General features: G+C 60.7%; 23 protein-coding genes and 4 tRNA genes. 17 read left to right on the top strand and 10 right to left on the bottom strand.

What is annotated here, in order from left to right:
• The first annotated feature begins 300 nt into the window (after positions 1-300).
• The 7 genes from panB (at position 301) to CAF74_RS22020 (ending at position 10,567) form a co-directional block, all read left to right on the top strand.
• On the top strand, positions 301-1,101 hold the full coding sequence (gene panB, locus CAF74_RS22050) for a 3-methyl-2-oxobutanoate hydroxymethyltransferase (protein ID WP_085747744.1): 801 nt from the start codon (positions 301-303) through the stop codon (positions 1,099-1,101).
• Positions 1,098-1,958, top strand: a complete 861-nt coding sequence (panC, locus tag CAF74_RS22045) for a pantoate--beta-alanine ligase (RefSeq protein ID WP_085747743.1) — start codon at positions 1,098-1,100, stop codon at positions 1,956-1,958. Before panB ends, panC begins: the two co-directional genes overlap by 4 nt.
• Positions 1,959-2,307: 349 nt before the next feature.
• Positions 2,308-3,972: a glucose-6-phosphate isomerase gene (gene pgi, locus CAF74_RS22040; RefSeq protein ID WP_085747742.1), complete on the top strand. Its 1,665-nt coding sequence runs from the start codon at positions 2,308-2,310 to the stop codon at positions 3,970-3,972.
• A 114-nt stretch (positions 3,973-4,086) separates the two neighbouring features.
• Positions 4,087-6,024: an acetate--CoA ligase gene (acs, locus tag CAF74_RS22035; RefSeq protein ID WP_085747741.1), complete on the top strand. Its 1,938-nt coding sequence runs from the start codon at positions 4,087-4,089 to the stop codon at positions 6,022-6,024.
• Between the two features lie 145 nt (positions 6,025-6,169).
• Positions 6,170-7,186, top strand: coding sequence for a class I SAM-dependent rRNA methyltransferase (locus tag CAF74_RS22030; RefSeq protein ID WP_085747740.1), 1,017 nt, complete (start codon positions 6,170-6,172; stop codon positions 7,184-7,186).
• Between the two features lie 133 nt (positions 7,187-7,319).
• Positions 7,320-10,271, top strand: a complete 2,952-nt coding sequence (locus tag CAF74_RS22025) for a DUF748 domain-containing protein (RefSeq protein ID WP_085747739.1) — start codon at positions 7,320-7,322, stop codon at positions 10,269-10,271.
• Positions 10,271-10,567 (top strand): DUF2845 domain-containing protein, encoded by a 297-nt coding sequence (locus tag CAF74_RS22020; RefSeq protein WP_085747738.1) that lies wholly within the window; start codon positions 10,271-10,273, stop codon positions 10,565-10,567. The genes CAF74_RS22025 and CAF74_RS22020 overlap by 1 nt, the downstream gene beginning before the upstream one ends.
• Positions 10,568-10,734: 167 nt before the next feature.
• Here the strand turns inward: CAF74_RS22020 and CAF74_RS22015 are convergent, their stop codons facing one another.
• Complete coding sequence (locus CAF74_RS22015; protein WP_011335977.1) at positions 10,735-11,091, bottom strand: BON domain-containing protein; 357 nt, start codon at positions 11,089-11,091, stop codon at positions 10,735-10,737.
• Between the two features lie 297 nt (positions 11,092-11,388).
• Positions 11,389-11,811: a pilin gene (locus tag CAF74_RS22010; protein ID WP_085747737.1), complete on the bottom strand. Its 423-nt coding sequence runs from the start codon at positions 11,809-11,811 to the stop codon at positions 11,389-11,391.
• A gap of 226 nt (positions 11,812-12,037) precedes the next feature.
• Between CAF74_RS22010 and pilB the strand changes: the two genes are divergently transcribed.
• The 5 genes from pilB to yacG are packed head-to-tail and all read left to right on the top strand — an operon-like array spanning position 12,038 to position 16,649.
• Positions 12,038-13,738, top strand: coding sequence for a type IV-A pilus assembly ATPase PilB (gene pilB / locus CAF74_RS22005; RefSeq protein WP_085747736.1), 1,701 nt, complete (start codon positions 12,038-12,040; stop codon positions 13,736-13,738).
• 2 nt (positions 13,739-13,740) lie between these two features.
• Positions 13,741-14,958: a type II secretion system F family protein gene (locus CAF74_RS22000; protein ID WP_085747735.1), complete on the top strand. Its 1,218-nt coding sequence runs from the start codon at positions 13,741-13,743 to the stop codon at positions 14,956-14,958.
• Position 14,959: 1 nt separating this feature from the next.
• Complete coding sequence (locus CAF74_RS21995) at positions 14,960-15,832, top strand: A24 family peptidase (protein WP_085747734.1); 873 nt, start codon at positions 14,960-14,962, stop codon at positions 15,830-15,832.
• Entirely contained in the window at positions 15,829-16,452 is a 624-nt protein-coding gene (gene coaE / locus CAF74_RS21990) for a dephospho-CoA kinase (RefSeq protein ID WP_085747733.1), read from the top strand. The genes CAF74_RS21995 and coaE overlap by 4 nt, the downstream gene beginning before the upstream one ends.
• A complete protein-coding gene (yacG, locus tag CAF74_RS21985; RefSeq protein WP_011335983.1) occupies positions 16,449-16,649 on the top strand; it encodes a DNA gyrase inhibitor YacG in 201 nt (66 codons plus the stop codon). Before coaE ends, yacG begins: the two co-directional genes overlap by 4 nt.
• 6 nt (positions 16,650-16,655) lie before the next feature.
• Here the strand turns inward: yacG and CAF74_RS21980 are convergent, their stop codons facing one another.
• From CAF74_RS21980 to CAF74_RS21970, 3 genes are all read right to left on the bottom strand, one after another.
• On the bottom strand, positions 16,656-16,871 hold the full coding sequence (locus CAF74_RS21980) for a hypothetical protein (protein WP_007959584.1): 216 nt from the start codon (positions 16,869-16,871) through the stop codon (positions 16,656-16,658).
• Between the two features lie 65 nt (positions 16,872-16,936).
• Complete coding sequence (locus CAF74_RS21975) at positions 16,937-17,626, bottom strand: energy-coupling factor ABC transporter permease (protein ID WP_085747732.1); 690 nt, start codon at positions 17,624-17,626, stop codon at positions 16,937-16,939.
• Positions 17,623-18,090, bottom strand: a complete 468-nt coding sequence (locus CAF74_RS21970; RefSeq protein ID WP_085689765.1) for an FAD/FMN-containing dehydrogenase — start codon at positions 18,088-18,090, stop codon at positions 17,623-17,625. The genes CAF74_RS21975 and CAF74_RS21970 overlap by 4 nt, the downstream gene beginning before the upstream one ends.
• Before the next feature lie 130 nt (positions 18,091-18,220).
• Here CAF74_RS21970 and CAF74_RS21965 point away from each other — a divergent pair, with 130 nt between their 5' ends.
• The 5 genes from CAF74_RS21965 (at position 18,221) to CAF74_RS21945 (ending at position 21,577) form a co-directional block, all read left to right on the top strand.
• Positions 18,221-18,847 carry a DUF1780 domain-containing protein gene (locus tag CAF74_RS21965; RefSeq protein WP_007959580.1) on the top strand — a complete coding sequence of 209 codons (627 nt, stop codon included), beginning with the start codon at positions 18,221-18,223 and terminating at the stop codon, positions 18,845-18,847.
• The gene (locus CAF74_RS21960; RefSeq protein WP_085747731.1) at positions 18,844-19,371 is read left to right on the top strand and encodes an MOSC domain-containing protein; all 528 of its coding nucleotides are present in this window, start codon (positions 18,844-18,846) and stop codon (positions 19,369-19,371) included. Before CAF74_RS21965 ends, CAF74_RS21960 begins: the two co-directional genes overlap by 4 nt.
• 51 nt (positions 19,372-19,422) lie before the next feature.
• The gene (locus CAF74_RS21955) at positions 19,423-19,596 is read left to right on the top strand and encodes a DUF3094 domain-containing protein (protein ID WP_007909875.1); all 174 of its coding nucleotides are present in this window, start codon (positions 19,423-19,425) and stop codon (positions 19,594-19,596) included.
• A 63-nt stretch (positions 19,597-19,659) separates the two neighbouring features.
• Positions 19,660-20,958: an NAD(P)/FAD-dependent oxidoreductase gene (locus tag CAF74_RS21950; protein ID WP_064599500.1), complete on the top strand. Its 1,299-nt coding sequence runs from the start codon at positions 19,660-19,662 to the stop codon at positions 20,956-20,958.
• 211 nt (positions 20,959-21,169) lie between these two features.
• On the top strand, positions 21,170-21,577 hold the full coding sequence (locus CAF74_RS21945; RefSeq protein WP_007959573.1) for a hypothetical protein: 408 nt from the start codon (positions 21,170-21,172) through the stop codon (positions 21,575-21,577).
• 72 nt (positions 21,578-21,649) lie between these two features.
• Here CAF74_RS21945 and CAF74_RS21940 read toward each other — a convergent pair whose 3' ends face one another.
• The 5 genes from CAF74_RS21940 to CAF74_RS21920 form a co-directional block, all read right to left on the bottom strand.
• On the bottom strand, positions 21,650-23,275 hold the full coding sequence (locus CAF74_RS21940) for a methyl-accepting chemotaxis protein (RefSeq protein WP_085608689.1): 1,626 nt from the start codon (positions 23,273-23,275) through the stop codon (positions 21,650-21,652).
• Positions 23,276-23,435: 160 nt separating this feature from the next.
• A tRNA-Pro gene (locus tag CAF74_RS21935) sits at positions 23,436-23,512 on the bottom strand.
• Positions 23,513-23,609: 97 nt separating this feature from the next.
• A tRNA-Lys gene (locus CAF74_RS21930) sits at positions 23,610-23,685 on the bottom strand.
• A gap of 5 nt (positions 23,686-23,690) precedes the next feature.
• Positions 23,691-23,767: transfer RNA gene (locus tag CAF74_RS21925), tRNA-Pro, on the bottom strand.
• 9 nt (positions 23,768-23,776) lie between these two features.
• Positions 23,777-23,852, bottom strand: a tRNA-Asn gene (locus tag CAF74_RS21920).
• Positions 23,853-24,041 lie beyond the last annotated feature (189 nt).

Below are 24,041 nucleotides of genomic sequence, written 5' to 3'. Positions count from 1 at the left end.
CACATCGACCTGTCCAAATCCCGGTTTTTGTAGGACAAAAACCCCGCAGATCAGGCCCGCCGGCCCGCTGAATCGCATCAGTAACGCCGGTAACACTCCCCTCGTAACAATGCGGTAACACATGCAATTGACTTCCTGAGGCCTCATCACGACTATAGGCGTCCCGCTGCCGCCAACCCGGCATACAAGGGCGCAATCCAGGCCTTATAAGCACGACAAAAGAGCGTGCGCCTGAATAGATGACGAATCACGCGCGTTACTCGCAGTAGTTTCCAAAGCGCCTGAACGAGGATTTCTTACATGCCAGCCATCACCCTGACCACGCTCCAGAGCCTCAAGCAGAAAGGTGAAAAGATCACCATGCTGACCTGCTATGACGCGACCTTCGCCCACGCCTGCAACGAGGCCGGTGTCGAAGTGCTGCTGGTGGGCGACTCCCTCGGCATGGTCCTGCAGGGTCACGACAGCACCCTGCCGGTGACCACCGCAGAAATGGCCTACCACGTTGCCAGCGTCAAACGCGGCAACTCTGATGCCTTGATCCTGGCCGACCTGCCGTTCATGGCCAACGCCACCCTCGAGCAAACCATGACCAACAGCGCCCTGCTGATGCAGGCCGGCGCGCACATGGTCAAGGTCGAAGGCGCCTTGTGGCTGGCGGATTCGATCCGCCTGCTGGCCGAACGCGGTGTGCCGGTCTGCGCCCACATGGGCCTGACCCCGCAAGCCGTGAACATTCTCGGTGGCTATAAAGTGCAAGGTCGCAACGAGAACCAGGCACGCCAGATGCGCGCCGACGCGATCTCGCTGGAGCAGGCCGGTGCAGCCATGCTGCTGCTCGAATGCGTGCCGAGCGAACTGGCGGCTGAAATCAGCCAGGCCTTGAAAATCCCGGTGATTGGCATTGGCGCCGGTTCGAATACCGACGGTCAGGTCTTGGTGCTGCACGACATGCTCGGCCTGTCGATCAGCGGCCGTGTGCCGAAATTCGTGAAGAACTTCATGCAGGGTCAGGACAGCATCCAGTCCGCGCTGAAGGCTTACGTCAGTGAAGTCAAAGCCACCACTTTCCCCGGGATCGAACACGGATTCTCTGCATGAACACCGTCAAAACCGTACGTGAACTGCGCGCCGCCGTGGCGCGCGCCCGCAGTGAAGGCAAGCGCATCGGCTTCGTGCCGACCATGGGCAACCTGCACAGCGGCCACATCGCGCTGATCACCAAGGCCACCCAGCGCGTGGACTTCGTGGTCGCGAGCATTTTCGTCAACCCGCTGCAGTTCGGCGCCGGCGAAGACCTCGACAAATACCCGCGCACCTTGGCGGCGGATCAGGAAAAACTGCTGGAAGCCGGCTGCGATCTGCTGTTCGCCCCGACCGTCGAGGAAATGTACCCCGACGGCATGGCCGGGCAGACCCGGGTCAGCGTGCCGCAACTGTCCGAAGGCCTGTGCGGCGCCAGCCGTCCGGGGCACTTCGAAGGCGTGGCGACGGTGGTCAGCAAGCTGTTCAACATGGTCCAGCCGGACCTGGCGATCTTTGGCCAGAAAGACTTCCAGCAACTGGCGGTGATCCGCGCGCTGGTGCACGACCTGAACATGCCGATCCAGATCATTGGCGAGCCGACCGTACGCGCCGCCGACGGTCTGGCGCTGTCGTCGCGCAACGGTTTCCTCAGTGAAGAACAGCGCGCTGTGGCGCCGGTGGTCTATCGCACCCTGAGCAGCATTGCCGAGTCGATCAAGCAAGGTGAACGCGACTTCCCTGCCCTGATCCAGGCGCAACGCCAGCAACTGGAAGCCGCCGGCCTGCGCCCGGATTATCTGGAGATCCGCCACGCCCTGACCCTGCGCCCGGCAACGGCGGACGATCGTGATCTGGTGATTCTGGTCGCGGCTTTCCTCGGCACCACCCGGTTGATCGACAACCTGCACCTGAATCTCGATACCCCCGCCTGAACACCGGCAAACGCTGTGGGAGCAACCCCGCTCCCACAGCGTCTGCACGCGCTTCCAGACCGTATTGCTGAGCACCTGCCCATCGGGCAAACTTCCTGCCGTTCGACGCCACGCGATAAGCAGGGACTTGCTCGCATTACTCGCCGTCTGTCGGCCCCGTCTGTTATCAATGTTAAAAAAGTACCGAAAACAGGTCAGACAAAGCCAAGACAGATCGCGGCGCTGGGTTTACTGTATTCGCCCTGCGCCCAAGTAATCGTGTCGACGCAGTTGCCCCCTCGCCCAAACATGGTGGGGAGGTCTTTTCAGAGTTCAAAAGGCCGTTCAAGTAAAAAGGAAAACCGCAGCGATGGCGTACTACCGCACTCCTCATGACGTTACCGCTCTGCCTGCCTGGCAAGCGTTGAAAGATCACCGCCAAGCCATGCAGGATTTCAGCATGCGCGAAGCCTTCAACGCCGATCCGCAGCGCTTCAATCAGTTCACCCTCAGCAGCTGCGGACTGTTTCTCGACTATTCGAAGAATCTGATCAACGCCGAGACCCGCAATCTGCTGGTGGGTCTGGCCAACGAAGTCGGTCTCAAGGGCGCGATCAAGGCGCTGTTCGACGGCGAAATCGTCAACTCCTCCGAAGGCCGCCCGGCGCTGCACACCGCCCTGCGTCGCCCGGTCGGCGACAAGCTGTCGGTCAACGGCGTCAACGTGATGCCTGAGGTACACAAGGTGCTGAACCAGATCACCGATCTCGTGGGCCGCATCCACGACGGTCTGTGGCGCGGTTACACCGAGAAGCCGATCACCGACGTGGTGAACATCGGCATCGGCGGCTCGTTCCTCGGCCCCGAGCTGGTCTCCGAAGCCCTGCTGTCCTACGCCCAGAAAGGCGTGCGTTGCCATTACCTGGCGAACATCGACGGCAGCGAGTTCCACGAGCTGACGCAGAAACTGCGCGCCGAGACCACGCTGTTCATCGTTTCGTCGAAATCGTTCAACACCCTCGAAACCCTGAAAAATGCCCAGGCCGCACGCGCCTGGTACCTGGCCCAGGGTGGTTCGGAAGCCGAGCTGTATCGCCACTTCATCGCCGTATCGAGCAACAATGCCGCCGCCGTGGCCTTCGGTATCCGCGAAGAAAACATCTTCCCGATGTGGGACTGGGTCGGCGGTCGTTACTCGCTGTGGTCCGCCATCGGCCTGCCAATCGCGCTGGCCATCGGCATGTCCAACTTCAAGGAACTGCTGTCCGGTGCCTACACCATGGACCAGCATTTCCAGAGCGCGCCGTTCGAACAGAACATGCCGGTGCTGCTGGCCCTGCTCGGCGTGTGGTACGGCAACTTCTGGGGCGCGCAAAGCCACGCGATCCTGCCGTACGACCACTACCTGCGTAATATCACCAAGCACTTGCAACAGCTGGACATGGAATCCAACGGCAAGAGCGTGCGTCAGGACGGCACCCCGGTGTCGACCGACACTGGCCCGGTGATCTGGGGCGGCGTCGGTTGCAACGGTCAGCACGCTTATCACCAGTTGCTGCACCAAGGGACCCAACTGATCCCGGCCGACTTCATCGTGCCGATCGTCAGCTTCAACCCGGTCTCCGACCACCATCAGTGGCTGTACGCCAACTGCCTGTCGCAGAGCCAGGCGCTGATGCTCGGCAAGACCCTGCCGGAAGCCGAAGCGGAACTGCGCGACAAGGGCATGAGCGAAGACCAGGTGCAGAAACTCGCACCGCACAAGGTGATCCCGGGCAACCGTCCGAGCAACACCCTGGTGGTCGAGCGCATCAGCCCGCGTCGTCTCGGCGCACTGGTGGCGATGTACGAACACAAAGTCTTCGTGCAAAGCGTGGTCTGGGGCATCAACGCCTTCGACCAGTGGGGCGTGGAGCTGGGCAAGGAACTGGGCAAAGGCGTGTACAACCGCCTGGTCGGCAGCGAAGAAACCGCCGCTGAAGACGCGTCCACCCAGGGCCTGATCAACTACTTCCGCGGCCGTCACCGCGGCTGATCCAGCCTTGAACACACCCCCTCGCCATGAGGGGGTGTTTGTTTACAGGTATTGAACCCTCCCCGCTCTCGGCGCATCTTTATCCTTGTCGCACAACAAGAATAAGGAACCGTCATGTTCGATATCAGCACGTTCCCCAAAGCCGATGCCGTCCGCCGGGCTGCACAGTTGAGTCAGGACGACTACCAGCGCCTGTACCGCGAATCCATTGAACACCCCAGCACCTTCTGGGCCGAACAGGCCACCCGCTTCCTCGACTGGAGCACACCGTGGCAGACCGTCCAGCGCTATGACCTGAGGACCGGCGAAGCCGCCTGGTTTGCCGGTGGCAAGCTGAACGTCAGCTACAACTGCATCGACCGCCATCTTGAAAAGCGCGGCGATCAGACTGCCATCCTCTGGGAAGGCGACGACCCTGCCGAATCGACGCAAATCACCTACAGCAAACTCCATCACCACGTCTGCCGCCTGGCCAACGTGCTGAAAAGCCGTGGCGTGAAAAAAGGCGACCGGGTGTGCATCTACATGCCGATGATCCCCGAAGCGGCCTACGCCATGCTCGCCTGCGCGCGGATCGGCGCGATTCATTCGGTGGTGTTTGGCGGGTTCTCCCCGGACTCATTGCGCGACCGCATTCTCGACGCCGACTGCCGCACGGTGATCACCGCCGACGAGGGCGTGCGCGGTGGCAAATTCGTGCCGCTGAAACAGAACGTCGACAAGGCTCTGCAGAGTTGCCCGAATGTCAGCACCGTCGTGGTGGTCGAGCGCACCCAGAACAAAGTCGACTGGGTCGAAGGCCGCGACCTCTGGTATCACCGGGCCGTGCGCGACGTCAGCGACGAATGCCCGCCGGAACCGATGGACGCAGAAGACCCGCTGTTCATCCTCTACACCTCCGGCAGCACCGGCAAACCCAAAGGCGTGCTGCACACCACCGGCGGTTACCTGCTGCAAGCGGCGATGACCTTCAAGTACGTGCTCGACTACCGCGACGGCGAAGTGTTCTGGTGCACCGCCGACGTCGGCTGGGTTACCGGCCACAGCTATATCGTCTACGGCCCGCTGGCCAACGGCGCCACCACACTGATCTTCGAAGGCGTGCCGAGCTACCCGAGTACTTCGCGGTTCTGGCAGGTGATCGACAAACACAAGGTCAACATCTTCTACACCGCCCCCACCGCCCTGCGCGCATTGATGCGTGAAGGCGCCGGGCCCTTGCAGGAAACGTCGCGACAAAGCCTCAGATTGCTCGGCAGTGTCGGTGAGCCGATCAACCCGGAAGCGTGGGAATGGTATTTCAACGTCGTAGGCGAACAGCGCTGCCCGATTGTCGATACGTGGTGGCAGACCGAAACCGGCGGCATCATGCTCAGCCCGCTGGTCAGCGCCCAGCGGATCAAACCGGGCTGCGCCACCCAGCCGATGTTCGGCGTGCAACCGGTGCTGCTCGATGAGCACGGCAAGGAGATCAAGGGCGCCGGCAGTGGCGTGCTGGCGATCAAGTCGAGCTGGCCGGCGCAGATTCGCAGCGTCTACGGCGATCCGCAGCGCATGGTCGACACCTACTTCAAGCCCTATCCCGGTTACTACTTCACCGGCGACGGCGCCCGCCGCGACGAGGACGGCGATTACTGGATCACCGGGCGCATCGATGACGTGATCAATGTCTCCGGCCATCGCATCGGTACCGCCGAGGTGGAAAGTGCGTTGGTGCTGCACGACAGCATTGCAGAGGCCGCCGTGGTCGGTTATCCCCACGACGTCAAAGGTCAGGGGATTTATGCGTTCGTCACACCGATGAATGGCACCGAACCCAACGATGAGCTGAAGAAAGAACTGCTGGCCCACGTCAGCAAGGAAATCGGCAGCTTCGCCAAACCGGACCTGATCCAGTGGGCCCCGGCCCTGCCGAAGACCCGCTCGGGCAAGATCATGCGGCGGATCCTGCGCAAGATCGCCTGCAACGAACTCGACAGCCTTGGCGACACTTCGACTCTGGCGGATCCGAGCGTGGTGCAGGGCTTGATCGATAAACGCCTGAACCAGTAAGGCCGCAAAAGCATCGCGAGCAGGCTCGCTCCCACAAGGACTTATGATCGTCTGTGGGAGCGAGCCTGCTCGCGATGGGAACCCCTCGATTGCCTGCCAAACTGCTAAACTCCCGCGCCCCGATTCCCTCCAGCAAGGCGCCCGCATGTCTTCCTTGAACCTGGCGCTGCGCGCCGCCCTCGATCAACGCCAGGATCTGCTCGCCGAGCTGCACCGCCAGGGCACCGACTGCTATCGGCTGTTCCACGGCAGCCAGGAGGGTGCCGGCGGCCTGACCATCGACCGCTACGGCCCGCAACTGATGGTGCAAAGTTTCCACCAGACCCTGGCACGCGAAGACCTGCTGCAACTGCACGCCATGGTCAACCAGACCCTGGGCCTTGAAACCCTGTTGGTCTACAACGACCGCTCCCGTGGCAACTCGCGAATCGACCGTGAAGACAGCGTCTACCGCGCCGACGACGCCGCGCTGGCCGATCTGGTCGGCCACGAATGGGGCCTGAATTATCGTGTGCGCGGACGCCATGCCGGACAGGATCCGCTGCTGTTCCTCGACCTGCGCAACACCCGCGGCTGGGTCAAGGATCACGCCAAGGGCAAAAGCGTGCTCAACCTGTTTGCCTACACCTGCGGCGTCGGCCTCAGCGCAGCAGCTGGCGGTGCACGTGAGGTGTGCAACCTGGATTTCGCCGAGGGCAATCTGGCGGTGGGGCGCGAGAACGGTCAGCTCAATCCGCAACTGCCGACCATGGAATTCATCCAGTCCGACTACTTCCCGGCGATCCGCCAACTCGCCGGCCTGCCGATCAGTCAGCGTCGCGGGCAGAAACTGCCGAGCTATCAACGCTTGGAACAGCGCCAGTACGATCTGGTGCTCCTCGACCCGCCCGCGTGGGCCAAGAGCGCGTTCGGCACCGTCGACCTGCTGCGTGATTATCAAAGCCTGCTCAAGCCAGCCCTGCTGACCACCGCCGAGAATGGTGTGCTGATCTGCTGCAACAATCTGGCGAAAGTCAGCATGGACGACTGGCGCGAACAAGTGCTGCGCTGCGCCGAAAAAGCCGGGCGGCCGGTGCGTGAATGGAGCGTGATGACTCCGGGCCGGGACTTCCCGTCGATGGATCAACAACCGCCGTTGAAGACACTGATTCTGCAGCTCTGATCTTTACCCATGCAGGAGCAGCCTTCGGAAGCTCCTACAGAAATTGCAGACAAATCTGAACAATCCTGTCTCGTGCGATGTACTTCGGAACCGGAATCGCGTGCCATACTCCAAGGCACTCCGATTCAGACAGATGAAGCCGCACATGCCCAAAGGATTGATTCGCGCGATTGGCGCCCTGTTGACTGCCCTGGCCCTCTACAGCCTGCTGGGGTTCCTGATTTTGCCGGGCATTGCGCTCAGGGTGGTGAATCAGCAACTGGCCAACTACGCCATGGTGCCGGCGCATCTGCAGCGCATCGAACTCAACCCGTTCAGCCTTGAACTCACACTGTGGGGCCTGGTGATCGGCGAGCCGGGCAAGGAACAGGTCGGCTTCGAACGTCTGTACGCCAACCTGCAACTCGACAGTCTGTGGACCAAAGCCCTGCATCTGTCCGACATCGAACTGGAAAAATCCAAAACCGAGATCCTGTTCGCCAAAGACGGTCAGCTCAATCTTCTCGGTCTGTTCAAGCTCCCGGCCAGCGAGCCCACCCCGGCCGATCCCGACGCCAAACCGTTTCCGCTGCGCATCGACCGCATCCAGCTGGCCGGCGGCAACCTGCATTTTGTGGATGCGCGGCCCAGCGAGCTGATCGAATTTCTCTACGACAAGCTCGACTTCGAGCTGAAAAACCTCAGCACCCTGCCCGAAGACAACGCCGACATGACCCTCGTCGCGATCGGCCCGGCCGGTGGGCAGATCGACTGGAAAGGCAACTTCAGCCTGATCCCGATCGCCTCCGAAGGCACCCTCAAGATCACCGATGGCAAGATGAAAGCCTTCTGGCCTTACGTGCGCGACGCCGTGCCACTGGTGCTGGAAGAGGGTGTCGTCAGCTTGAGCACCGACTACAAGCTCAACCTGTCCAAGGAAACCGAACTGCTGCTGAGCAACGTGGCGGTCAATATCGCGCCGTTCGCCATCAAGGCGCCGGACGGACGCCCGCTGGCGAAACTCGAGCGCCTCGACGTCAGCGACACCACGGTGGACCTGGCCAAACAGCAAGTGGTGGTCGGCAAGATCCGCAGTCAGAAACTGGAAACCTGGGCGGCGCTGGAAGCGGACGGCAAACTGGACTGGCAAAAACTGTTCGCCAGCCAGCCATCGAAACCCGCTGCCAAAGCTGCAGCGGAGCCGAAAAGCACCCCGGCGGCCGCCGACTCGCCGAAACCTGAACCGACCGCGCCGAGCAAACCGTGGCAAGTGTTGATCAAGGACGTGCAACTGCGTGACTACAAAGTGCATCTGGCCGACCGTTCGGCGAAGCCGGAAGTCACCCTGGACGTCACCCCGCTGAACGTCGATCTGCAAAACTTCGACAGCCTCAACGGCTCGCCTTTCAACCTCAAACTCGATACCGGTCTGGGCAAGCAAGGCAAGATCAGCGCCGACGGCGTGGTCAATCTGGCCCCGGTCAGCGCGCAGCTCAACGTGAAAACCCAGGACATCGACCTGCGGGTCGCGCAGTCCTACATCAACCCGTTCATTCGTCTCGAACTGCGCAGCGGCATGCTCGGCAGCGACCTGAAAGTGAACCTGAAAAGCACTGACCCGCTGGCCCTCAGCGTCACCGGTCGTGCTCAGGTCGATCAGTTGCACACCCTCGACACCCTGAAAACCCGCGACTTCCTCAAATGGCAGCAGGTGGTGGTCGAAGGCCTGAACTATCAGCACGGCGACAGCCTGTCGATCGACAGGGTCAACCTGTTCCAGCCGTATGCGCGGTTCATGATCAACGATGATCGCACCACCAACATTGACGACCTGCTCATTCCGCAGCCGGCCGATTCCGGGGCGAAGACCGCCGCGGCGAAACCGGCGAGCAATGACAAACCGCTGGGTATTCACATCGGCGGCATCGCGATCAACGACGGCTCGGCCAACTTCGCCGACTTCAGCCTGACCCCCAACTTCGCCACCGCGATCCAGCAGCTCAACGGCCAGATCGGCACCATCGACAGCCGTCAGGCGAAACCGGCCAGCGTCGACATCAAGGGCAAGGTCGACCGCTATGCGCCGGTGACCATCAAGGGCGCGGTCAACCCGTTCGACCCGATGGCCAGTCTCGACATCGCCACCAGTTTCAAACGCGTCGAACTGACCACCCTGACTCCCTACTCCGGCAAGTTCGCCGGCTACCGGATCCGCAAGGGCCGGCTCAACCTCGACCTGCATTACCTCATCACCAAAGGCCAGCTCAAGGCCGAGAACAAAGTGGTGGTCGAGCAACTGCAACTGGGTGAGAAAGTCGACAGCCCGGATGCCGTGAGCCTGCCACTGAAACTGGCGATCGCCCTGCTCAAGGACGTCGACGGCAAGATTTCCATTGAGTTGCCGGTCACCGGCGACCTGAACAACCCCCAATTCAGCGTGATGCCGATTGTCTGGCAGACCCTGCGCAACCTGATCGTCAAGGCCGCCGCCGCACCGTTCAAGCTGATCGGCGGACTGGTCAGCGGTGGCAGCTCGGAAGACCTCGGCACCGTGTCCTTCGCACCGGGATCCAGCGACCTGAGCAAGGACGCCGAAGCGGCGCTGGTGAAGCTGTCGCAAGCGCTGAAGGAGCGTCCGGCCCTGCGCCTGGAAATCGAAGGCACCGCGGCAAAAAGCAGCGACGGTCCGTTGCTCGCAGAACAGCGCCTGGAACGTGAATACCAGTACAACTACTACAAGATGCTCCAGCGCCGGGGCGACAAGGTGCCGGCTCAGGCTTCGCTGATTCAGGTACCGGATAACGAAAAAGGCCCGCTGCTTGAGGGCATCTATCGCACCCGTCTGAAAACCCAGCCACCGGCCGAATGGAAGGATCTGGGCAAGGAAGAACGCACGGCGAAAATGCGTGCCGACGTGATCAAGTTCTGGAGCTCCAGCGACGTGCTGTTGCGCCAGCTCGGTCAGGACCGTGCAAGCAGCATCAAGGACTACCTGGTGGATAAAGGCCAACTGGCCGACGATCGCGTGTACTTCATCGACGCCAATCTCGGCGAAGCGGAGAGCGACGGGCGAGTGGTGACGCAAATGCATCTGGATGCCGAGTGATGAACCGAAACTGGCTGACTGCAATGGGGCTGGCATTGATCGCCAGCCAGGCTGCGGCGTCCGATACCCTGCGCTGCGGCAGCCAACTCGTCAGCCTTGGCGACCGCGCCAGCGAGGTGCTGCAAAAATGTGGTGAGCCGGTTGGTCGCGATCTGCTCGGTTACAAACGCAGCGCCAACCGTCGTGAAGAGTTTCAGGTCGAGGAATGGACCTACGGCCCGAGCAACGGCATGTATCAATACCTGCGCTTTGAAGGCAATCGCCTGAAGCAGATCAACAGCAAACGCGGCAATTGACCTTCCCCGCCTTTTCCGGCCCCTGAATAGAACAGGCCCCGACACATGTGCCGGGGCCTGTAATGGCCACATTCCGTGTGGCCGGTCGCATGAACTCTAAAGTGCGGCAGACGTATTGCTCGGCCCGCCTGTCGCGTCTTCTCCCGGTTCAGGCGAGAAGTCTTGCCTTACTCGGCTTTCAGGCCGTCAGCGGAGACCGCTTTCACGCCTTTGATTTTCTTGGTGATGTTCACTGCGGTGGTTTTCTGAGCCTCGGTGATAGCGACGTCAGAAGACAGGGAAACCACACCTTTGTTGGTTTCGACTTTGATGTCGGTACCAGGAATGCCTTTTTCGGTTACCAGGTCGCTTTTGACTTTGGTAGTGATCCAGGTATCGGAAGTAGCTTCTTTAGCCTTGGTGACTTCACCGGCAGCCAAAGTCATTGGAGCCTGAGTGGTCTGGGTCGATTGAGCAAATGCACCGGAAGCCATGGTCAGGGTCAGCGCGGTAGCAGCAGCGGCAGTGATAGCGAACTTCTTCATACGAGTAACTCCTGTTTTTCTGGAAAGTCTGCTGCGTGTCTTGTCAGCAGGGTTACCGTAGATATTGCGAACGTTGTGCCAACTTTTAAAATCTTAATAATCCCTTATAAATCAACAACTTAAAAACTATGAATATTTTCGGAATCATGCAAATTGCATGACCGGTGAAATATTTACATGCAAGTTGCGGCTTTTCGAAAAGTTCCTAAAGCACTGAAATTATTGAAGCTTTTGCCAGGTAGTCGACATAACGAAAATGCCCCGCAGAGCGGGGCATCGTTCGGACTTCCAAATGGATCAGGTACCGCTTGCTGTACAGCCTTTAGGGGAGTAGTCCGGCGCAACGGTCGTTGCACACGACCAGCCGTTGGCAGCGGTTCGTGTGAGCGTGATGGTTTTGCCCACCACCGGTGCCGGCGCATTGGCCAGCGTACAAACGATGGTGCCCGCTCCATCTGCAGCTGTCCCCGAGGCGGTCAGTGCACAGTTGGAGGTGGTAGTGCCCGCATCGCCTTTAACGGCAGCCAGCGTGGGGTTCGTCCCTTGATTGATGATGTCTTCGAACGGCACTTTCATCGCCGAGATTTCGGCCAGCCCCGCCGTCACCTTCGACCGCGCCTGATATTTGGAGTACTGCGGCAGCGCCACAGTCGCGAGAATACCGATGATCGCCACAACGATCAGCAGCTCGATCAGAGTGAAACCTTGTTGTTTCTTCATAGACACGCTCCATGCATGAGTCGGAATCTCATGATCTGAACAGGAATCAGCACAGCCCGTGCCAAGCGCTCGCAGCCCCGGCCTGCTGGGCGTGAACCGGACGTCGTGCCGATTCCTACAGCCCGTAACCGCACTATCTGACACTTTTTGTCACCTGCACCCCGGGTGTTTGGCGCTGTCACTTGACTAGGCTATAAGTCATGAACGGCAAGCACGTGGAAACCCCATGAATGACATCGCTCTGAGCGGTCTGGCCAAACAACTGGTCCAGGCCGAATTGCTCACGGAAAAGAGTGCCCAGCAGGCCTGGCAGCAGGCGCAGCGCAATCGCCTGTCGCTGGTCAGTTACCTGGTGCAGAACAAACTGGTGAAGAGCTGGCAGGTCGCCGAAATAGCCTCGGAGCATTTCGGCATGGCATTTCTCGACCTCAACTGTCTCGACAAGGAAACCCAGCCCAAGGGCCTGGTCAGTGAAAAACTGGTGCGCCAGCACCACGCCCTGCCCCTCTGGCGGCGCGGTAACAAACTGTTCGTGGGGATTTCCGACCCGAGCAATCACCAGGCGATCAATGACATTCAGTTCAGCACCGGGCTGAGCACCGAAGCCATTCTGGTCGAAGACGACAAACTCACCGACGCCATTGAAAAATTCTTCGACACCCACGCCACCGGCCTGGAGGAGATGGCCGATGTCGACCTCGACGGGCTGGACATCGAGTCGGCCGACGACAGCAGACAGGACACCCTCGGCGGAATCGACGCCGACGATGCTCCGGTGGTGCGCTTCGTGCACAAGATGCTGCTGGACGCGATCAAGAGCGGCTCATCCGACCTGCATTTCGAGCCTTACGAAAAGAACTACCGGGTGCGGGTGCGTACTGACGGCATTCTGCGGGAGGTGGCCAAGCCGCCGATTCAGCTCGCCGGGCGCATTGCCGCGCGCCTGAAGGTCATGGCCAGCCTCGACATTTCGGAGCGGCGCAAACCCCAGGACGGGCGGATCAAGATGCGCCTGTCGAAGAGCAAGTCGATCGATTTCCGGGTCAACACCCTGCCCACGCTCTGGGGCGAGAAAGTGGTGATGCGGATCCTCGACCCCTCCAGCGCTCAGATCGGCATCGATGCCCTCGGCTACGAGCCGGAACAGAAAGACCTGTACATGGCCGCCCTCAAGCAGCCCCAAGGCATGATTCTGGTAACCGGCCCCACGGGGTCGGGCAAAACCGTGTCGCTGTACACCGGGCTCAACATCCTCAATACCGTCGACATCAACATCTCCACCGCCGAAGACCCGGTGGAGATCAACATGGAAGGCATCAACCAGGTCAACGTCAATCCACGCCAGGGGTTGGACTTTGCCCAGGCCTTGCGCTCGTTCCTGCGTCAGGACCCGGACGTGATCATGGTCGGCGAGATCCGCGACCTCGAAACTGCCGAAATCGCGATCAAGGCCGCCCAGACCGGGCACCTCGTGCTGTCCACCCTGCACACCAACAGCGCAGCGGAAACCCTCACCCGTCTGCACAACATGGGCATTCCCGGCTTCAACATCGCGACCTCGGTGAGCCTGATCATTGCCCAGCGGCTGGCGCGAAAACTCTGCAGCCACTGCAAGAAACCCATCGAAATCCCTCGCGAAACCCTGATCAAGGAAGGTTTCCCCGAGGAACGCATCGGCCATTTCACGATCTATGAGCCCGCCGGTTGCGATCACTGCAACGGCGGGTACAAGGGTCGCGTGGGGATTTATGAAGTGGTGAAGAACACCCCCGAACTGCAACGGCTGATCATGGCCGAGGGCAACTCACTGGAAATCGATACCCAGATGCGCCGGGACGGCTTCAACGACCTGCGCACCTCGGGGCTGATCAAGGCCATGCAAGGCATCACCAGCCTTGAAGAAATCAACCGGGTCACCAAGGACTGAACATGGCGGTCAAGGCAGCGAAAATCAGCATCTACGCCTGGGAAGGTACGGACCGCAAAGGCAGCAAGGTGACCGGCGAGTTGAGTGGCCAGAACCCCGCACTGGTCAAGGCCCAGTTGCGCAAGCAAGGCATCAACCCCGGGAAGGTGCGCAAGAAATCCGCCTCGTTGCTGAGCTTCGGCAAGCGCATCAAGGCCCAGGACATTGCCCTGTTCACCCGGCAAATGGCGACCATGATGAAGGCCGGCGTACCGCTGTTGCAGTCGTTCGACATCATTGGCGAAGGCTTCGAGAACCCGGCCATGCGCAAACTGGTCGACGAGGTGAAACAGGAAGTCGCCGCCGGCAACAGCTTCGCCGCCGCGCTGCGCAAGAAGCCTCAGTATTTTGACGAGTTGTACTGCAACCTGGTGGATGCCGGTGAACAGTCCGGCGCGCTCGACACCCTGCTGGAACGGGTCGCGACCTATAAGGAAAAGAGCGAAAGCCTCAAGGCCAAGATCAAGAAGGCCATGACCTACCCGTCGGCCGTGGTGCTGGTGGCGGCGGTGGTTACCGGGATTCTGCTGGTCAAGGTGGTGCCGCAGTTTCAGTCGGTGTTCTCTGGCTTCGGTGCCGAACTGCCAGCCTTTACGTTGATGGTGATCAGCCTGTCCGAATTCATGCAGCAATGGTGGTGGGCGATTCTTGGTCTGCTGGTGGCCGGTTTTTTCGGCACCCGCCATGCCCTGAAAAAATCCCAGGCCATGCGCGACCGGCGTGACGCCTGGTTTCTCAAGCTGCCGCTGGTGGGCACGCTGATGTACAAGTCCGCAGTGGCGCGGTTCGCCCGGACCCTGTCGACCACCTTCGCAGCCGGCGTGCCGTTGGTTGAAGCGCTGGACTCGGTGGCCGGGGCCACCGGCAACGTGGTGTTCAAGCGCGCCGTGCTGCGTATCCGTCAGGACGTTTCCACCGGCATGCAGCTGAATTTCTCGATGCGCTCCACCGGCATCTTCCCGAACATGGCGGTGCAGATGACCGCCATCGGCGAAGAGTCCGGCGCACTGGACGAGATGCTCGACAAGGTCGCGGGTTTCTACGAGGACGAAGTGGACAACATGGTCGACAACCTCACCAGCCTGATGGAGCCGTTCATCATGGTGGTGCTCGGGGTGATAGTCGGCGGTCTGGTGGTGGCGATGTACCTGCCAATCTTCCAACTCGGCTCAGCGATCTGACATGCCTATCGACGAACTCTTCAGCCTGTATCCGCTGGCCTTTATCTTCACTGCCTTGTTGCTGGGGCTGGTGGTCGGCAGTTTCCTCAACGTGTTGATCTGGCGCCTGCCGAAAATGCTCGAGCGTGAATGGCGTCAGCAGGCTCACGATGTTTTGGGGCTGCCCGGTGAAGCGCCGTTGCCTACCTACAACCTGATGCTGCCGCACTCGCAATGCCCGCACTGTGGCCACCGGATCCGCGCGTGGGAAAACATTCCCGTGTTGAGTTACGTGTTCCTGCGCGGGCGCTGCTCAAGTTGCAGCACACCGATCAGCAAACGTTACCCGCTGACCGAACTGGCCTGCGGCCTGCTCTCGGCATTCATCGCCTGGCACCTGGGTTTCGGCTGGCCGGCGTGCCTGCTGATCGTGCTGACCTGGGGCCTGTTGGCCATGAGCCTGATCGACACTGAGCATCAATTGCTGCCCGACGTGCTGGTGCTGCCGCTGCTCTGGCTGGGGCTGATCGTCAACAGCTTCGAGCTGTTCGTGCCGCTGCACGACGCCCTGTGGGGCGCGGTGCTGGGTTACATGGCCCTGTGGTCGGTGTTCTGGCTATTCAAACTGATCACCGGCAAGGACGGCATCGGTCACGGCGATTTCAAGCTGCTGGCGCTGCTCGGGGCCTGGGGCGGCTGGCAGATTCTGCCGCTGACCATCCTCTTGTCCTCGCTGGTGGGCGCCGTGCTCGGTGTGACTTTGCTCAAGCTGCGCGACCAGAAAACCTCGACGCCGATCCCCTTCGGCCCTTATCTGGCAATTGCCGGCTGGATTGCCTTGCTCTGGGGTGGTCAAATAACCGGCTTCTATTGGCAGTTTGTCGGTTTGAAATGAATACCCCTGTGGAAAAACCCTGGATTCTCGGCCTGACCGGCGGCATCGGCAGCGGCAAAAGCGCTGCTGCCCAGCACTTCATCGATCTTGGCATCCACGTGGTGGACGCCGACCACGCGGCGCGCTGGGTGGTCGAACCGGGCCGTCCGGCGCTGGCGAAGATCGCCGAACACTTCGGCCCCGATGTGTTGCAGGCCGACGGCACGCTGGATCGTGCGGCCCTGCGCAAACTTATCTTTGAGGTGCCGGAGCAACGGCGCTGGCTCGAAGCGCTGCTGCATCCGCTGATCGCCGAGGAAATCGCCCATCATCTGGCGCTGGCACAATCGCCTTACGCGATTCTGGTTTCGCCGCTGCTGATCGAATCAGGGCAATACGCGATGACCCAGCGAACTCTGGTAATCGACGCCCCGCAACAACTGCAGATCGCACGCACCTTGCAGCGTGACCAGACCAGCGAAGAGCAGGTCCAGGCGATCCTCAAGGCCCAGTCCAGCCGCGAAGACCGCGTCAGCCGTGCCGACGACGTGGTGGTCAACGACCGCGACCTCGCCTGGCTGCACAGCGAGGTCGAGCGCCTGCATCACTTTTACCTGACTTTATCCGGAGGCCAATCATGAGCCAGACCCCAACCGTCAACTGCCCGACTTGCGGCGCGCCCGTGGAATTCACCCCGGAAAACAAATACCGTCCGTTCTGCTCGGACCGCTGCAAACTGATCGACCTCGGCGCCTGGGCGTCGGAAGAACACAAGATTCCGGTGGCCCCGGATGCCGAGGACGAACTGTTTTCCGGCGATTTCGACCCGCGTCACTGATTCCGCTCAGGGCCGCATGAAGCCGTAGTCCTGATCGTCGTCGAGGTTTTCCGCCAGAAAACGCAACTCGTCGGCCAGGTCTTCGGCATTGCGCACCGCCTTGCTCTGCTGCACCACCGCACTGAGCAAGGCGCGCAGGCTCAGGCCCGGATCGAATCCCACCTCCTGCGCCATCTCCAGACTCTGCCGGGTTTCCTGCCTCGCCCACTCGTACACGCTCATGCCGCTGCTCCTGAAGGGATTTGGCCGAGCATGAAATGCCGCGCGCAGAGTGGATTTGATGTGGATCAAGACTTGGGGTCGTCGTCCTTCCATGGCGCCGAAAGGTAGCGTGTGCGGTTGAAGGTCTCCAGCCATTCCGGGCAGAACACCACCAACGCGCTGACCACCATGCCGTTGATGAAGGCTTCGGGAAAAATCAGCAACCACAGGTAACCGATGAAATCCTCCAGCCATTCCGGCATGGCAAAGAGGCCGTCGTACCAGAGCAACGTCAGACTCAGCGTCAGACACAACAACGCCGATAGCGCGGCGGCGAAAAAACCGGAACAGAAGATGTACACGAACGGATTGCGCGGCTGGGCGCGCTCGACCAGGATTGCCACGCATTCGGTGATCAGCACCGGCAACAGGATCAGCAAGGCGCCATTGACCCCGACGGCCACCAGGTCCTGACGCCCCAACAGCACCAGTCCCAGTTGCGCCACCAGTCCGCCGACGATCGCCAGCGGCCAGTCCAGCAGCAGCGTCACAGCCGTCATGCCGATGAAGTGGTAGGACACGCCGGTGTCGAAATCCCTGCGCACCAGCCACAGCAGAAACAACGCGAACACCGTGCCGAACAGCAAATGCTGACGGCGGTTATCGCTGAACAGCTCGACCCACGGTGCGCGGACAATCGCCCAGAGCAGCACCGGCAGGTAAATCAACCATCCCAGCAGCAGGCTCGCAGACGACAGCAGCTCGGCGCCGATCATGGGCGAGCCTGCTCCAGTGCCTCACGTAGTTCAGCCGCCTGGGTGTATTCGTGCCGGGCCAGCAAACGCCCGTCCTTGAGCTGCAGCCAGAGCACCGCGCCTTCGGCCCCGGGGTAGCGCGAGGCCACGCGACTTTCGCGATCAAGCAACACTCGATAGCTGTAGTCACGCATCGCCGGAACGGCGAACATCTTCGCGATCAGCGCCGGCATGCGCTGGATATCGGCGACAAACACCGCATGCCGCGCCTCCAGATAGCCCTTGGGCTGATCGGCCATGGCTTGCTTGAGCAGTTTCGCACCGTCCATGTCACGCGCCACCAACAGCGTCGTAGTGCGGTCATCGAGAGTAAACGGCTGATCGTACTGGTCCAGCAGCGTCCAGGGTGCCAGTCGCTCACCTATTTCCAGCGCATGGGCCCATAGCGGAACGACAGCGAACAACAACAGCCAGCGAAATTTCACATTCAGCCCCTTTCATTCGACGTTAATACACGGTGCCCTCAGTCTACACCGCCCCTCCCGACTGCCCACTGATGCACTTTGCCGCGCGAACGCTTTCTGCTTGTCGCAATTGAACGCTAAGCTAGGGCCTATGGATGACTCAGATTATTTACGCCTGCTGACCATCGCGGCCGAGCAAGCCAACGCATTCCTGTCCAATGCCCGCAAATGGGAGCGTGAGCGTTGGGTCTGCCAGCGCCTGCTGCAAGGCTTGAACATTCCTTATCGCGCCGACGAATTCGCCCCGGCCGGTGAGCCGCCGGACGTTTTGTTTCGCGACGCCAATTTCGAGGTGTTTTTCGTCCTCGACGAGGGCCGTCGGCTGAACGACGAATGGCGCGATGAGCTGCAACGTCGGCGCAGTGCGTTTTCCCTCAGCCAACTGGTGCGGCGTGAAGCCAAGCCGCGGCGGATTCCGGCCAATGAATTTCTGCTGAGACTGGCGCCGACCTTGCGCAAGAAAGCGCACAACTACAAGGAACGTGGCATGGACCTCGGCGAGCTGGACATCATTGCCTTCGCCAGCCTCAAACGCGAAGTGCTCGACCTCAACAGCCATTTTCCGCCGCCCACCGAATATTTGCGTCAGGGCTGGCGTTCGCTGTCGCTGGTCGGGCCGACCTTTGCCCGGGTGTTGTTCGCCCATCCCGATGCCCCGGACTTTCTGCGCGGTAACCTGGGGCGCAGCATCGTGTTCGATGTCGGGATCAGCCTGTGACGCCACTTCAACAATTGATTGCCGATGTTCCGCAGACCGGATGCGTGCGCTGGATTGGCGTGCGCCCCGAGTCACGGGGGCCGATGCTCGCGCTCGACGCCGTGGAAGCGCGGCTTGAAGCCGGACTCACCGGCGATCACGCTCGGCCCGGTGTGCGAAATGCGCGGCAGGTGACGCTGATTCAGTGGGAGCATCTGGCCGTCATCAGCGCCTTGATGGGTCGTCCCCACGAGCATCCGGTCACACCTGAAGATCTGCGGCGCAATCTCGTTATAAGCGGGATCAACCTGTTCAGCCTCAAGGGGCGGCGCTTTCGCATTGGTCAGGCGATTTTCGAAACCACGGGCTGGTGCCAGCCGTGTGCGCGCCTGCAAAACAACCTTGGCCCCGGAACATTCCAGGCCGTGCGCGGGCATGGCGGAATCACCGCGCGAGTGTTACAAAGCGGGATCATTCGCCTCGGGGACAGTGTGTCTGTCGAACCGGTCCCGGACAGTGGCTATGCTGCGTTCAATCCCGGTTGAAAACCGCTGTAGCGTGTTCTCATTCAGTAACGTCTACCTGACGAGGCCTTTATGACCAGCCGCCTGAACCCCGAAGACCAGAAGCATGTCGAAGAGTACCTGCAGTTGTCCCAACACCGTGTCGAGCGCCGGCCATTCCGGCCGTGGATGCTCCTGGTGCTGGTGCTGGCAGTGACCATTGGTCTGGGCCTGTTGAGCCGATTTATCAGTTACCTGACGCTATGAGCTGCATCGCGCTCGCTCGGGTAGCCGTACCGATTTCCTTTCAAAACCTTGCGAGCTATCCCTATGTCCCATCGTATTGTCATTGTCGGCGGCGGCGCCGGCGGTCTGGAGTTGGCTACCCGTCTGGGTAAGACTCTGGGCAAACGCGGCACCGCCAGCATCATGCTGGTTGACGCGAACCTCACGCACATCTGGAAACCGCTGTTGCACGAAGTGGCCGCCGGATCGCTGAACTCTTCCGAAGACGAACTCAACTATGTCGCCCAGGCCAAATGGAACCACTTCGAGTTCCAGCTGGGGCGCATGAGCGGGCTCGATCGTGAGCAGAAGAAGATCCAGCTGGCTGCCACCTACGACGAAAACGGCGTTGAGCTGGTTCCGGCGCGGGAAGTGCCCTATGACTCGCTGGTGATCGCGGTCGGCAGCACCACCAACGATTTCGGCACCCAGGGCGCCGCGCAACACTGCCTGTTCCTCGACACCCGCAAACAGGCCGAGCGCTTCCACCAGCAACTGCTCAATCACTATCTGCGTGCTCACGCCGGGCAGACCGATGTGGTCCAGCAGATCAGCGTGGCCATCGTTGGCGCCGGCGCCACGGGTGTCGAACTGGCGGCCGAGCTGCACAACGCCGCCCATGAACTGGCGGCTTACGGTCTGGACCGAATCAAACCGGAAAACATGCACATCACCCTGATCGAAGCCGGGCCACGGGTGCTGCCAGCCCTGCCTGAGCGCATCAGCGGGCCGGTGCACAAGACTCTGGAGAAACTCGGGGTCAACGTGATGACCAACGCGTCGGTCAGTCAGGTCACCGCCGACAGCCTGATCACCGCCGATGGCAACGAGATCAAGGCCAGTCTGAAAGTCTGGGCCGCCGGGATCCGCGCACCGGGTTTCCTCAAGGACATAGACGGTCTGGAAACCAACCGCATCAATCAGCTGCAAGTGCTGCCGACGCTGCAGACCACCCGCGACGAAAACATTTTCGCCTTCGGTGACTGCGCCGCCTGCCCGCAACCGGGCTCGGATCGCAACGTTCCACCTCGGGCCCAGGCCGCGCATCAACAGGCCTCGCTGCTGGCCAAGTCGCTGAAACTGCGCATCGAAGGCAAGACCCTGCCGGAGTACAAGTACACCGACTACGGCTCGCTGATTTCGCTGTCGCGTTTTTCGGCGGTGGGTAACCTGATGGGCAACCTGACCGGCAGCGTGATGCTTGAGGGCTGGCTGGCGCGGATGTTTTACGTGTCGCTGTACCGCATGCACCAGATGGCGCTGTACGGGCCGTTCCGCACGGCGATGCTGATGCTGGGCAGCAAGATCGGACGCGGCACCGAGCCACGCCTGAAGCTGCACTGATGTAATAACACCGTGGGGGCGGGCTCGCCCTCACGGTGTTTTGTCTTCTACTGTATCTGCCCCCTGCTTTCCCCACCTTCGCTTACAAACGTCCCGCTCCTCGACACAGACGCGATACACCGCCACCGCTTAATGGCCACACCCGAGCACAACTGCTCCGGCTTGATCGCCCTTAACGTGTGGTTGCGCAGTGCAACCGAAGGAGAATGCAATGTCCCGTACTTCGAAAATCGGCAAAAACTCCCTTGGCCTGGTCGGTGCCGTACTGGCCGGCGGCCTGATGCTGTCCGGCTCGGTGTTCGCCGCGCAACCGCTGGCCCAGGGCTACATGGTTGCCTCGGCTGAAACCTCGGTGAAAACCCCGGAAGGCAAATGCGGTGAAGGCAAATGCGGCGATGCGTCGATGGCCAAGACCGACACCGATGGCGACGGCAAGGTCTCGCGCGCCGAGTTCCTGAAGGTCGCGCCGAAGTCCGACTTCGACAAGATCGACACCAACCACGACGGTTTCATCGACGAGCAAGAGGCGTACAACAACGTCAAAGCCAACTTCGAAGCCAACGGCAAGAAAATGCCGAAAGGTCTGTTCGAACACCTGAAAGACCAGGACGGTGCCTGATTTTTCAGACGCCCGACAAAACAAAGCCGCGCTTTCTCTGACGAGAAGCGCGGCTTTTTCACGCCTGCACGATTACAGCTGGAAGCGTCGCACCATGCCCTGCAAGGCGTTGGCCAGTTGCGACAGTTCATGGCTGGATGCGTTGGTTTGATCGGCACCCGCCGCCGAGCGCACCGACAGATCGCGAATGTTCACCAGATTGCGGTCCACTTCCCGCGCCACCTGCGCCTGTTCTTCGGCGGCGCTGGCGATCACCAGATTGCGCTCGTGGATTTCGTGTACCGAGGCCGTGATCGTCTGCAACGCTTCACCAGCCCGCTCGGCCAGCACCAGCGTGGTGGCCGCCCGCGAGGCGCTGGCCTGCATCGACTCCAGCGCCAGGCTCGAACCGCTGCGCATGCCCTGCACCATCTGCTCGATTTCCTGGGTCGATTGCTGCGTGCGATAAGCCAGCGCCCGGACTTCATCGGCAACTACCGCAAATCCGCGCCCGCTCTCCCCGGCCCGCGCGGCTTCGATGGCTGCGTTGAGCGCCAACAGGTTGGTCTGTTCGGCAATCGCCCGGATCACGTCCAGTACCTTGCCGATGTCCTGCGACTGATTGGCCAGTGATTGCACCAGCTCGCCGGTGTGTTCGACTTCGCTGGCCAGGGCGTTGATAGCGCCGGCGGTTTCGCTGACCCGTTCCTGGCCCAACTGTGCCGACTCGCTGGACTGGCGGGTAGCGTCGGACGTCGACACCGCATTGCGGGCAACTTCCTCGACCGCCGTGGTCATCTCGTTGACGGCGGTGGCGGCCTGTTCGATCTCGTTGTTCTGCTGTTGCAGCCCTTGCGTGCTGTCGTGGGTGACTGCGCTCAGTTCGTCGGAAGCGGTCGCCAGTTGCGTGGCCGAGCCACTGATGCCCTGCAGGGTTTCGCGCAGGTTCTGCTGCATGGTCGCCAACGCCTTGAGCAAGCGGCTGACTTCATCATTGCCGTGGGTTTCGATCGGACGGGTCAGATCGCCTCTGGCGACGTGCTCGGCAGCGTCGACGGCGGCGCTCAAGGGGCGAACGATGCTACGGGTCAGCAACATGGCCAGGGCCACGGTTGCCAACGCCGCCAGAGCGATGAACAAGGTCACGATGGTGCGCGAGGTTTCGTAGTGGGCGGCAGAGTTCTGGCTTTCGGCGGCGACCTGGCGGGCGAACAGATCGGCCAGATCGTTGAGTTGCTTACCGGAGCCGTCGACCACGGTTTTCATGTCGACCAGCAGCAGCTTGGTCAGCTCATCGCGCTTGCCTTGCTCCGCGAGGGTGAACGACTGGGCGATGCCGGTGCGGTAGGCGGCGAAGGTTTTCTTGAACTGATCGTATAACTGCTGGCCTTCCGGGGTGGTCACCAGCCGGTCGTAGGCGGCGATTTTCTCGCTCAGTTCCTTGTCGCGGGTGTCCATCTGGCTGCGGTAGGTGGCGATGTTGGCCGGATCCTGATCCAGCGCCATGCGCAGGGAAATGGTGCGAATGCGCAACATGATCTCGCGAATCTCGTCGCCACCACGAATGCTCGGCAGCCACTGCGTCTCCACTGCCACTTCGCTGTCGCGGATGCTCGACATCTGCCCCAGCGCAAACACCCCGAGCAACGCCACGAGTACCGCAATCAGGGCAAAGCCCAGGGCGGCACGGGGAGCAATATTCAACTGACGAAGCAACATGACGAACGCCCTTTTTCTTGTATTGGCAGAATTCAGGGGCGTTTGATGCGGCAGGCCCCTTTCGTTAGCGGGCTATCGGCAAGTTGTATGACGACTTGAATGAAACATTTCCGCAGGGCAAAAAAAATCCCCGTATCTTTCGATACGAGGATTTTTAATATGGTCGGGGTAGGGGGATTCGAACTCCCGACATCCTGCTCCCAAAGCAGGCGCGCTACCGGACTGCGCTATACCCCGGTAAAAAAAAGGCGACCTTTCAAAGATCGCCTTCTTCGATCAGCGCTTTTGGCCTCTGATCTTAAGATTCGATCCCAGTATTACCTGGTTTCAAAAATGGTGGGTCGTGTGGGATTCGAACCTACGACCAATTGGTTAAAAGCCAACTGCTCTACCAACTGAGCTAACGACCCAAAAATGGTCGGGGTAAGGGGATTCGAACTCCTGACATCCTGCTCCCAAAGCAGGCGCGCTACCGGACTGCGCTATACCCCGGTTTGAAATTGGCTCCGTGACCAGGACTCGAACCTGGGACCCAATGATTAACAGTCATTTGCTCTACCGACTGAGCTATCACGGAACTACATATTTCAATTTACAACGGTGAAACTTGCAGCTTCTCGACATCGTTTTCGCATCGCTGCGTTCGTGTGTCTGAGGCGCGCTATTCTACAACCTAGAACACCTCTGTCAACCCCCTAAATTGCTTTCAAGTTAATGATTTGCAACTTATTTCAGATTTCTGCCCAGTGAGCTGAAACCGTGTTGG

The sequence above is a fragment of the Pseudomonas sp. R45(2017) genome (genome assembly GCF_002112305.1).
In the GTDB taxonomy this organism is placed as follows: domain Bacteria; phylum Pseudomonadota; class Gammaproteobacteria; order Pseudomonadales; family Pseudomonadaceae; genus Aquipseudomonas; species Aquipseudomonas paraglycinae.
Note: the sequence above shows the minus strand (reverse complement) of the source record. Positions and strands in the feature narration are given on the sequence as shown.